At 25.2% G+C, this 11525-nt stretch carries 12 protein-coding genes; all 12 read right to left on the bottom strand.

Annotated elements, in window-relative coordinates; all coding sequences use genetic code 11:
• Window positions 1-236 precede the first annotated feature (236 nt).
• The gene (locus tag MBCUR_RS03840) at window positions 237-1325 is read right to left on the bottom strand and encodes a tryptophan--tRNA ligase (protein WP_067090406.1); all 1089 of its coding nucleotides are present in this window, start codon (window positions 1323-1325) and stop codon (window positions 237-239) included.
• 320 nt (window positions 1326-1645) lie between these two features.
• Entirely contained in the window at window positions 1646-2158 is a 513-nt protein-coding gene (endA, locus tag MBCUR_RS03845; RefSeq protein ID WP_067090410.1) for a tRNA-intron lyase, read from the bottom strand.
• A gap of 520 nt (window positions 2159-2678) precedes the next feature.
• The gene (locus MBCUR_RS03850) at window positions 2679-3044 is read right to left on the bottom strand and encodes an MATE family efflux transporter (RefSeq protein ID WP_084269466.1); all 366 of its coding nucleotides are present in this window, start codon (window positions 3042-3044) and stop codon (window positions 2679-2681) included.
• Window positions 3045-3375: 331 nt separating this feature from the next.
• Window positions 3376-3762, bottom strand: coding sequence for a DUF2304 family protein (locus MBCUR_RS03855; RefSeq protein WP_084269468.1), 387 nt, complete (start codon window positions 3760-3762; stop codon window positions 3376-3378).
• Window positions 3763-3884: 122 nt separating this feature from the next.
• A complete protein-coding gene (locus MBCUR_RS03860; protein WP_067090417.1) occupies window positions 3885-4595 on the bottom strand; it encodes a glycosyltransferase family 2 protein in 711 nt (236 codons plus the stop codon).
• Between the two features lie 174 nt (window positions 4596-4769).
• Window positions 4770-5231 (bottom strand): riboflavin synthase, encoded by a 462-nt coding sequence (gene ribC, locus MBCUR_RS03865; protein WP_067090420.1) that lies wholly within the window; start codon window positions 5229-5231, stop codon window positions 4770-4772.
• 231 nt (window positions 5232-5462) lie between these two features.
• Entirely contained in the window at window positions 5463-6140 is a 678-nt protein-coding gene (gene cbiQ / locus MBCUR_RS03870; protein ID WP_067090423.1) for a cobalt ECF transporter T component CbiQ, read from the bottom strand.
• A 147-nt stretch (window positions 6141-6287) separates the two neighbouring features.
• A complete protein-coding gene (locus MBCUR_RS03875; RefSeq protein WP_067090425.1) occupies window positions 6288-6587 on the bottom strand; it encodes an energy-coupling factor ABC transporter substrate-binding protein in 300 nt (99 codons plus the stop codon).
• A gap of 3 nt (window positions 6588-6590) precedes the next feature.
• Complete coding sequence (cbiM, locus tag MBCUR_RS03880) at window positions 6591-7277, bottom strand: cobalt ECF transporter S component CbiM (RefSeq protein WP_067090427.1); 687 nt, start codon at window positions 7275-7277, stop codon at window positions 6591-6593.
• 392 nt (window positions 7278-7669) lie between these two features.
• On the bottom strand, window positions 7670-8164 hold the full coding sequence (locus MBCUR_RS03885) for a multiprotein bridging factor aMBF1 (RefSeq protein ID WP_067090430.1): 495 nt from the start codon (window positions 8162-8164) through the stop codon (window positions 7670-7672).
• Window positions 8165-8398: 234 nt separating this feature from the next.
• Window positions 8399-9628 (bottom strand): proteasome-activating nucleotidase, encoded by a 1230-nt coding sequence (locus tag MBCUR_RS03890; protein ID WP_067090433.1) that lies wholly within the window; start codon window positions 9626-9628, stop codon window positions 8399-8401.
• A gap of 295 nt (window positions 9629-9923) precedes the next feature.
• On the bottom strand, window positions 9924-11207 hold the full coding sequence (locus MBCUR_RS03895) for a BaiN/RdsA family NAD(P)/FAD-dependent oxidoreductase (RefSeq protein ID WP_067090435.1): 1284 nt from the start codon (window positions 11205-11207) through the stop codon (window positions 9924-9926).
• Window positions 11208-11525: the final 318 nt, after the last annotated feature.

An 11525-nucleotide genomic window follows, 5' to 3' on the forward strand; every position in this document is an offset into this window, starting at 1 on the left:
TATTTCATATTATAAATACACAATTTAAGTAAAAATTTTAAAAAATTCATTAAAATAAATAAAATAAATAAACAGACTATTTTTATTTAAATTAATTTTTTTACTTTTGAGAAAACTTTTTTATGATATTTTTTTAAAAAGTTCTTCTGATAGTAAAACACTTTTGCTTAAATGAAAATTGAGGATTATTTTGATCAAACTTTTTTAAAAAGTTTGTTTTAAAGGTTCTTCTAAATTTATAAAATTGTTTTTGCTATTTCTAAGGATTCTTCTCTTTTTGATGCTAAATTTTCAAAAAGGTCTTTCATCAATGACCCAGCCATTGCTTTACATGGACCACAGAGAATCTCTCCATTTTTACATTGGTTGTAAACTTCTTTTAGTTTTTTATCGTCATCTAAAAGATGATAAACAAACATTTCATAGATAACACATTTATCTGGACAACCTCCAAGCTTTTTTTGTTCTTGAAGTGATTCTCTTCCACCCGTTTTAGCAGTTTTGACTTTTTTTTCAGCAAGTTCTGGAGAATCATTTAAGAAAATAGCTGTGTTAGGCTTACTACTTGACATTTTACCTCCAGTTAATCCCGTGATAAATCTATGATATGTAGAAGCAGGAGCAATTAAACCTAAATCCTCTCTAAACTTGTATGCTATATCACGAGTTAATCTAATGTGAGGGTCTTGGTCTATTCCAACAGGAACAATCACGTTCTTTGGACCACCAAAATTTTCATGTTGAGGAAGTAAAATATCTCCAACTTGAACTATTGGAGCATAAAGATGAGCAATGCTTGTAGAATTTTCAAAACCATAAATAGCTTTCATTTCAGATAAGTTAACTTTTTTTGACAATTGATAGCTAAAATCCTTTAAAGTTTCCTCTTCAGATTGAAGATAAATATAAATATTATCCTCAGTTAAATCTAAACCTAAAGCAATGTAATTTGAAATGTATTCATGAATTGCTATTCTTTTACCTTCTTTAAATGGAATATTTCTTGCAGCATAAGCTTCCATATCAGCTATTGAAAGTGAAAGCTTTCCTCCATTATTATTATACCATTTAAGCTGATCTACAATCATTTTATGACCAATATGCATTTGACCACTTGGCATCATCCCAGTAACAACAGCATAATCATCTTTAGAGTTAATTAATTTAGCTATTTTTTCAAAGTCTCTATGACCAAATATGACTCCTCTTCTCATTAAACTTGATGGATTTTTAATTTTATTTAATATATCTGAAAATTTCTTTATTCCAAACTGATTAACTATTTTATCATAATCCAATTCACTTGATGCCCATGGATCTATCATTAATTCACCTATGTGTATTTAAGAATTTTTATTAAAAATTTATAAATATATTTAACTTAAAATTATTTTATTTAAAAATGAATAAATTTATTTAAAATAATTTTAATTAAAAAATAATAATTTAAAAAATAATAATTTTAAAAATTTTTTTAAATAAAATAAATATAAAATATTAATTAGAATTATAATTTTTTTAGTATATTACTGTTTTTATCAGTTAAATATATGATTTTAAAAGATAATTAATTTAAAAGTGAATTTCCTTAAAAATAAAATTTATTTAAAAGTAAATTTAGTTAAAAGCAAATTTATTTAAAAATTTATGGTCTTATCCATGAAACTGAATAATAGGTTATATCCCAATCATCATCTATTACTGCTAGATACAATGATTTTTTAACGCCATGTGCAACTCTTGCATAAGAAGAAAAATCAGAAACATTTAAAGCATCAAATTCTTGGATAATTTTAACTAAATACTGAGAATGAGTATATCCTGGACTTTCTCCACGTTGATACAATCTAAAATCCGATCCATACTTATATCCAGACTTAATAACATATCCTCGATCTTTTAAATCTCTAAAAACAACAAATCGACCATAAAGATTTTTTTCTCTTAAAAATTCTTTCAAGGTGTTAAAGTCAATTTTTTTATCTTTTTTAAAAACATTTAAACGACCCTTTTCAAGTAGAAATAATGCTTCGACAAGGGAAATTTCTAAAATATCTCCTTCTTTTTTTCCAAATTTATTTTTTTCGTATAAAGCAATAGCTCTTGAAGATTCTGTCATGCTAATAGACACAATTTCTTCAGATAATTCTCCTTTCATATTATTTCACCTATAAACAAAATTTAAAATTCATAAAATTAAAGCTTGAATTTAATCATAGAAATTAAAATATTGTCATCTTAAATTTAAATAAAAAATATAATTATATAATCAGTTTTAAAAAATTATAAATCTAAAAAACTATTATTTGTCATGTAATTATTATCAATTAAGTTATCATTCTTATTATTATTATTATTATTATTATTATTATTATTACTATTACTATTATTATAACTATTATTACTATTACTATTATTATTACTATTATTATAACTATTATTACTATTACTATTATTATTACTATTATTATAACTATTATTACTATTACTATTATTATTACTATTATTATTTAACAGTTAAGTATATAATTAGACCATAAATAAGCAATTAACAAAGAAACAACCTAATGAGATAACACTCGCAACACCTGTACCAGCCAACACCTAAGTGACAAAGATAAATTAAAATATGATCTAAAATCATTAATTACTGCACCTAAACACAAGCATAAATGGCATTATTGCCATTCTCTCACCCTTAATATGTCATAAGCTACAGATGAGAAAATTAAAAAGAAACTATCACCAAATATTATGTATCCATAATCTAAAGCCATATTAATAATGTTTCCTGCACCTAAAATTATTAAAATTGGTTTTAAGAATAAAAATGTAATAATTGCTATTATAATAAAAAAAATAATAGTTAATACTATTGTATGTATTGCAGAGATATCTATATATTTTTGATTCCTCTTACCAATAAAATGCGAAATAGCAGCTGTTGCACCTGATCCAAGACCTGATCCAAGGTCAACAGCAATTAAAAACACTGGTATGACAAATCCTACAGCTACCAAAGCATTATCACTAATCTTTACCACTCAAATACTGTTTATAAGAGAATACAACAATTTACAAGTAAAACTATTATCATAAGCCTGAAAGATTCATTATAGCTTTTTTAGGATCCCCAAGAATTGTTTTAACACCTTCTGTTACTTCTTTTTCAGTTCCCTCAGCAAAATTTTTTCTTTTTCTTGAATATTATTAAATTCAGTTTTATTAAGAATTTCATTATTTTTCATTAGTCTTTTTTGGCACATTACCCCCAGGTAAATAAAATATTAAACTTTAAGACTTAAAAAAATATAAAGTTTAAATACTCTTTTAAACTTGATTAAAAATTATTAAAAAAATATTGAAAAAATAAATCTACTTTTTACTAATATCTTCATTAACTTCTTCTTCAATAGCCAAATGAGTTATTAAACTTGTAATATCCTGTTGAATTTTTTCTATTTTAAGATATAATCTAAACAAAAGATAATAAGCCCCAATAATTGAAAATACAATTAATAAATCAATTCCTCTACCCAAACCAAAAAATTGAGCCAACAATGCAGAAAAATCTGGAACAATTGTTACCACAAGAAGGATTATCCATAAAACCAACCATAATATAAATGTGGAAAATGAAAGTTTGTTATGCTTAAATCTTTCAAAAACAATGACTACAGCAATAATACCTATTATAATTACTAAAATTTGGTATAAAAGAATATTTAAAATAATAATATCATCTCCTACAAAACAATGAATGAACTCCTACAAAACAATGAATGAAAATTAAATAAAATAAATGATTAATTGAAATAATAAACTTAAATAAACCAAATTTTAAACTTAATAAAAAATATTAATTAAATTATTTAAAAGTGAAATTAATATTTACCTCGTAAAAAATCTGAAATCATTTTAAAAAAGATTTTTAATCCTACTTTAAAATTAGTGCCTTTTGCTTGGGTTTCGTCAGTATAAATCGTTTGAATTTCTACTTCTTCAAATTTTAAATTATTAGTTTTAATCTCTCGTGTAAACTCAGAAATAGCACCATATCTATCAGAATGAATTTTTAAAAGAGGAATTATATCTGATTTGTATCCTCTAAATCCTGATTGGGAATCTCTTACATTAACATTGTAAAAAATTCTAGTTACAATATTCATCATTTTATTTGCAAATTTTTTTGAAAAAGGCATTATATGGAAGTCCCTATAACCTAAAACAACATCTGCAACCCCACAAGTAAGAGGTCTAACTATATTATCAATATCTTTAATATCATGTTGACCGTCACCATCAATTGTAATTATATACTTTGCTCCATGAGCTATTGCATCAGCCATTCCAGTTTTGGTTGCTGCTCCAACACCACGATTTAAAAAATGCTTACAGACAAAAATATTATTTGGATATTTCTTCTTTATAGATTTAGCAATTTCATATGTATTATCATTAGAACCATCATCTACAACAACAATATTATACTTGTTAGCTAATTTTTCTAACAAGTTTCCTAATCTACTAGACTCGTTAAATGCAGGAATTACTAAAAAAAGACCATCCATGATTTGATTAACCTTATGACACATAATATCAAAGAAAGAAGAAAAAAAATTAATAATATAAAAAATAAAAAAATAAAAAAGATATACCCCATACTAAAATAATATTATTACTAAAAAATAAATAATTACTAAAAAACAAATAATTGCTCAAAATTAAAAATAAAAGCTAAAGTTAAAAATAAAAGTCAAAGTTAAAAATTAAAGAGGACCAACATCTTCTTTTCCTTCTCTAATACCTTTTCCGACTTCTCTTTTTAATAATTTTGGTTTAAAAATCATTTTAATTAAATTTTGAGCATGATCACGAGCACGTTGTTCCATTAAAACTTTTAATTCCTTAGGATCTTCTTCTTCATCTTCGTGGACAAACACCTCAAGAATATGGGTATTTGTCATTAGTTGAGCTCGGATTAAACCTGTAGAAGCCTCATGAGCACACATTTTATCTTTTTCCTTATTACCTGGCATCCCTAAAGCCATTACAATTTCACAACTCTCTTCTTCAATAAGCTTTTTACAAGCTACAGGAAGGTCTTTAATTCCAGGAACAATTCGCCGAATTATTTTTAAGTCTGTAACATTCATTTGAAGCTCATCAATAGCTGCAGCACCCATATCAAATCGAGCAAAGGTAGTATCACAGATTCCTATAATTTTCATCTAATCACCTATAATAGAGTATATATCTATTATAGAAGTATTTAAAATTTATGGAATTTAAAAAATTATTCAAACAATGTTAATTTTAAGATTTTAATAATTTAATCAATTCAGTAGTAAATCTTAAAAATTTAAAAATGTTTTGAAAAATGAAAAAAAGAAAAATTAATGATAATAAACAATATTGATAGAAATAGTATTGATAAAATTGATACAATAATTAATTTAAATTTATCTATCATAAATGTGGAAAGAACCAGAAAATCCGCGAGAATCAAGGGAAATTTGTAATTTATCACTTTTATCTAATGATCTGAAAAATAAATTGCTTATTAAAACTCCTAATGATCTGTAGCTATTTTTAAATCCGTAGTAACCTAATCTTGTACTTTGAGCATTTTTCATTGCCTCTATTTGGGAGAAAAATAGGAAAATTGTTGTATACATTAACATAGCTATTTCTAAAAGAAGTTTAGGAACTCTTAACTTTGACAAAATATTTAAAATATCTGTAATAGGTGTGGTTAAAGCTAAAAATCCAAGGGAAGAAAAGCAAGCCACTATTCTTAAAAATGTGTTAATAGCTAATTCTAATCCATCTATTCTTATTACAATAAATGAAATCCCTGAATTCCAAAGGATGTCTCCACTACCAAAGAAAAAAGCCATAAATATAAATGTTATTAAAGAAAAGATAAGTGGAACCGACAAGAATTTTAAGTAAAATTTATATGGAATTCCAGCAAAAAGAGTTAGAAATATTGCAATCAATAAAACAAATATAGAAACAATTGGCATACTGAGTATCAAAGCTATTAAAATTAAAGAAATAGCAGTTATTGATTTGATTTTTGAATCTATATTTGTAAATTTATTGTTGTGAGCAATATAATCAATTTCTACACTCATATTTCTACCTTAAATTTCACTAATAAACTTTATTTAAAAGATTTATTAAAAGATTTATTAAAAAATTTATTAAAAGATTTATTAAAAGATTTATTTATACATTTTATTTAAAATTTTTAATAAAAAAATCATGATTTAATGATAGTATTATTTATCTTGTTTATACTTTGCTTCTGCTCTCCAATATCCAAAGAAGTATCCTATGATTATTGCACCAATAGCTGCTTGAACAGCAAAGAGTAAACTTGCTATTTCTCCACTTGGAGGTTCCCAAAAAGAAGAATACCATGGTTCAAATCCTGTTGCTTCAATAACTTCACCTGCAGCATCATCAGAGCCACCAAAGTATCCTTGATCTTCACCTAAACCAGAAAATATCATTAAAGGAAGAACCCCAATGACAATCACTAGAACTATTAGTATTACATTAATTTTCAATTTATTCATGCATTAACTCTCCGTTTTTGAACTTGAATTTTCTTTAGGATTTAAAACTTTAAGTTTTTCAAGAAGGTAAGGCTTATATGAGGTTAAACCATTCCAAATAACAACAGTCAATAGTCCTTCAGCTATTGCAAGAGGTATCTGAGTTACTGCAAAGATTCCCATAAAAACAGACAAAGCTGAAGTGAAACTTGGTTGTGGAAAAGCTAAAGATAATTGAATGGCTGTTGTAACATATGTTAATAAGTCCCCTAAGAATGCAGCAAAGAATATTGAAATGGCTGAGTTGATTCCAGTTTTATTTAATAATTTATAAATCAACCAAGCAACAAATGGACCTACAATACCCATTGAAAATACATTTGCACCTAAAGTTGTTAGACCTCCATGAGCCAATAAAATTGCCTGAAAAAGTAAAACAATTAGGGCTAAAACTGAAGCTACAGCTGGACCAAAAAGAGTTGCCCCTAAACCATTGCCTGTTGGATGAGAACAGCTTCCTGTAACTGATGGAATCTTTAAAGATGACAAAACAAACATAAAAGCTCCACTAACAGCTAATAATGATTTTGATTCAGGAGTCTCATCTGTAACTTTTTTAATTTTATATATACCATAAGCTATTACTGGTATTGAGACAACAAACCAGAAAACACACCAATACCATGGTAAAAATCCTTCCATAATATGCATTTATTATCACCGAATTTATTTAAGACCAAATTTATTTAAGAAACAATTATTTTAAAAAAATCAAATAAAATTAGAGTAACATAATAAAAATCAATTAAAATTTATTTTAATACCATTTCATTTGATAAATATAATTATTTAACAGACTAGTATATAAATATTTTGGATTTTTCAAGAGTATTTTAAAAAAATCAAATTGCATTGAAGAAAATGTGTTTGAAAAAAAGTAAAAAAAATTGAAAATTAGAAATTTAAAAAAAAAGAATAAAAAAAATATTAGAAAGAAAATATTAAAAAAATATTAGAAAAATATTAAAATAAAAAATGTATTAAGTAAAAAAAATTATAATAAAAACTGAATTAAATAAAAAAAAAGTGTAAAAAGAAAAAGTTTATTTCCTTTTAATTTTGACAATATCTCCTAATGTTGGACCTTGATTAGATTGAGATTTGAATTCTTCAAGGTTAAATCCTCCAATTTCCTCTAATAATTTGACTTTTAAAATCTTTTCAATTTTTGTTGCTAATTTAGTATCTGGTATCATCTTCCCTGATTCAAGTCGACTTATAACTGATGCTTTTTCATTAATCTTAGCACCAAGTTCTTCACGAGACCATTTATTCTTTTCTCTTTTTTCACGAATAATATCATTGAAATTCTCAACTAAATCGTCAGTAGGTTCATCCGCACTATACATAGGTCTTGGTTTATATGGATTTTGTTGTTTAGTTTTACTATCTGTTTTTCTAAAAGTTTTTGGAACTGGAGGTGCTTTTTGAATTTTACCAAACTTAGAACATTTTTCACAAACCATCATAACTGATCCATCAATTTTAGTTCTAATTGGATTTTCTTCTATTGCTACACCACATATTTCACATCTCATTTTATCAACCGAAATTAATATCTTAAAAAATTTTAAAGAAATAAAAATGAATAAAAATAAAAAATAAAAAAAAATTAAAGAAATTAAAAAATAATAAAAAATAAAAGAGAATAATAAAAATAAGAAAAAAAGTAAAATAAGAAATAATTAAAAAAAAATAAAAGCCTCAGATCGCCCATCAGTCATCACAAATCAGCGCTCATAGGGTTCATCATTGGCTTTAAATATGAATTACTAACCAAACATTACTCCAGCTTCTTTTTTAAATTCTTCTTCGTGGTCATATACCATGATTTTATCAAATGCATCAATAAAATCTACTTCAGTAACTTCAATACGCTCCTCTCTTATTGCAAACATGCCTGCTTCTGTGCAAATGGCTTTTAAATCAGCTCCAGAAGCACCTTCAGTTAAATTAGCTATGATGTCTAAGTCAACATTTTTATCTAAAGACATTTTAGAAGTGTGTATTTTAAGAATTTCTCTTCTGCCATCTTCATTTGGAGAAGGAACTTCAATAAATCTGTCAAATCGTCCTGGGCGAAGTAATGCAGGATCTAAAATGTCTGGTCTATTGGTTGCACCAATTATTCCAATGTCTCCACGGTTTTCAAAACCATCTAATTCTGCTAAAAGCTGCATTAAGGTTCTTTGAACTTCACGATCTCCACTTGTTGAACTTTTAAGCCGTTTAGCAGCAACAGCATCTATTTCATCTATAAATATAATACTTGGTGCTTTCTCTTTTGCTAATTCAAAAACTTCACGAACTAATCTTGCTCCTTCACCTATGTATTTTTTAACAAATTCGGAAGCAACAATTTTTATGAAAGTTGAATTAGTTTCATGGGCAGCAGCTTTAGCAAGTAAAGTTTTACCAGTTCCTGGTGGACCATAAAGTAAAACTCCTTTAGGCGGTTCAATTCCAACTTTTTCAAATAATTCAGGTCTTTTAAGTGAAAGCTCAACTGTCTCCTTAACTTCTAAAATTTGATCTTCAAGTCCACCAATGGTGTCATAACTTACAGCTGGTTTTTCATCAATCTCCATTCCAGAAACATCTGCATCCTTTTCTGATGGTAAAATATCTATAATACTAAAGGTTGATTGGTTTAATGCAACTCTAGATCCTGGTTGTAATAATTTTTCGTCAAATGTTTTAGTATACTTGATTAAAAAATGTGGTCCAGTGCTACTTTTAACAGCCATTCTTGATTCATCAACTATTTCAGTAATTGTTGCAAGAACCAATGGAGGTGTTCTATATCTTTCAACTTCATTCTTAAGAGCTTTTGCCTCTCTTTCTAATTTAATTCTATCATTTTCAAGTATTATTTTTTCCTTTTCTAACTTCCTTAACTTCCATGAATGGTTTCTTTTAATTTTAATGTTTTCTTCTTTAAGAAATTTGATTTCAGTTTTAAGGTCTTCAACATTAGTTGTGCTAAATTCTTCATCTTCCATTTAGATTCTTGTCCCCTTAAATTTTTTAATTAGACATTTATACAATTTAAAATAAATTGAAATTAAATGATAACATATGAACAAATGTGTTCAAAAGCAAATTAAAAATATAAATAAAATTTTAAGAAATATAAATTTTTAACAAAATATTAATTAAAAATCCACATTTATAATTATTATAACAATAGTTATATTCATATTTTACAACATATATTATATATGTTTTTATATTATTTATAATTTGTGATTAAAAAACAAAATTAATTAAATTAAAAAATGAATGATGAAATATCCATTAAGCCAATTTTAAAGAAAGACCAGCTAAATATCCAGTTGAAAAAGCTATTTGAAGATTATAACCTCCTGTTGGACCATATACATCAATAATTTCACCAGAAAAAAATAAACATTTAACAATTTTAGATTCCATAGTTTTTGAATTGATTTCTTTAGAATTAACCCCTCCACAAGTAATTATACCATGTTCTTTATTAAAAAACCCATTAATATTCACTTTAAAATTTTTTAAATTAGTAATCAGAGAATTTATTTCATCTTTTTTTATATTTGACAACTGTTTATCTGAATTCACACCAATATATTCTAAAAAATCTTCAATAAAGCGATTTGGAAGAAAATGCTTTAGATAATTTTTAATTTTTAATTTCCCATTTTTATTAAATTCTGTCTTAAAAATATTTTTTAATTCTTCATTGTTATATTGAGGTAAGAAATCTAATGTAATATAAAAATTATTGAAAAAGCCATTTAAAAAATCGCTAGATTTATTTTCTAAACAAATAGCTTCAACAATATCATTACTTAAATCTAAAACTCCTGGACCAGATAATCCGAAATGAGTGAATAAAATATCTCCTTTTTTAAAATAATTAGTTGATTTATGTTTAAATGATATGGTTATATTTTTTAAACTAATACCTGAAAGAGATTTAATAAAAGTATCATTAGAGGTTAGAGAAAGGAGTCCTTGGTGGATTTTAGATAAACTATGGGAAAAATTAGAAGCAAAAACATATCCATCTCCAGTAGAACCTGTTGTAGGGTAAGTTATCCCTCCAGTAGATATTAAAAGATTTTTTGAATAGAATATATTGTTTAATGAAGATATTATAAAATAATCATCTTCTTTTTTAATATTCTCAACTGGAGAATTTAAAAATATGTCAACATTAAACTCTTTTAAGTACTCCATTAAAATATTTAAAACAGAATGGCTATCTCCATTTTTTGGATAAACTTTATCCCCTTCTTCAATTTTAAAATCTAATCCTTTATTTTTAAATAGTTCTAACAATTTTTCAGAAGGAAAAGAGTAAAAACTATGTTTTAAAAATGTTTTATTAGATGTTTTGAGAAGTAATTCTTTAACCGGCTTCATATTTGTAATATTACACCTTTTACCGCCAGTTAAAAGAAGTTTTTTACCTAAAAAACTGTTTTTTTCTATAATTGCAATTTTTAATGGTTTTTGATTTTTGTGACCATTAATAAAAGCACTAATAGCCCCCATTATCCCTCCTGGACCTCCACCAACAACAACTAAATCATATATGGTCATATTATTCACAAAAAAATATTTAAAAAAGGATTTAAAAAAGAATTTAAAAAATATTAAAAAATAATTTTAAAAAAAAATGATTTTTATATTCAAATAACTTAAAAATAGTAATGTTTTACAAGAAAAGAAAAAAATTAAAAAATAACATAACCAAATTAATAGAAATAAAAAAAAAAAAATATAAAAAGAAGAAAATATCGCATAATTAATTCACGAAAAAATTAATCTCTTTAAAATTGATTTAATCAATAAACCACTATTTAAATATAAATTAATAGAATATTAAGTGTTATTTTACTAAATAAAATTGCAATTAAT

It is taken from the genome of Methanobrevibacter curvatus (assembly GCF_001639295.1).
GTDB classification, from domain to species: Archaea; Methanobacteriota; Methanobacteria; order Methanobacteriales; family Methanobacteriaceae; genus Methanoflexus; species Methanoflexus curvatus.

Bases quoted from the DNA above. Each gene is read 5' to 3' on its own strand.
- MBCUR_RS03840 (WP_067090406.1), bottom strand. From the start codon at position 1,325: ATGATAGATCCATGGGCATCAAGTGAATTGGATTATGATAAAATAGTT.
- endA (WP_067090410.1), bottom strand. From the start codon at position 2,158: ATGAAAGGAGAATTATCTGAAGAAATTGTGTCTATTAGCATGACAGAA.
- MBCUR_RS03860 (WP_067090417.1), bottom strand. From the start codon at position 4,595: ATGTGTCATAAGGTTAATCAAATCATGGATGGTCTTTTTTTAGTAATT.
- ribC (WP_067090420.1), bottom strand. From the start codon at position 5,231: ATGAAAATTATAGGAATCTGTGATACTACCTTTGCTCGATTTGATATG.
- cbiQ (WP_067090423.1), bottom strand. From the start codon at position 6,140: ATGAGTGTAGAAATTGATTATATTGCTCACAACAATAAATTTACAAAT.
- MBCUR_RS03875 (WP_067090425.1), bottom strand. From the start codon at position 6,587: ATGAATAAATTGAAAATTAATGTAATACTAATAGTTCTAGTGATTGTC.
- cbiM (WP_067090427.1), bottom strand. From the start codon at position 7,277: ATGCATATTATGGAAGGATTTTTACCATGGTATTGGTGTGTTTTCTGG.
- MBCUR_RS03885 (WP_067090430.1), bottom strand. From the start codon at position 8,164: ATGAGATGTGAAATATGTGGTGTAGCAATAGAAGAAAATCCAATTAGA.
- MBCUR_RS03890 (WP_067090433.1), bottom strand. From the start codon at position 9,628: ATGGAAGATGAAGAATTTAGCACAACTAATGTTGAAGACCTTAAAACT.
- MBCUR_RS03895 (WP_067090435.1), bottom strand. From the start codon at position 11,207: ATGACCATATATGATTTAGTTGTTGTTGGTGGAGGTCCAGGAGGGATA.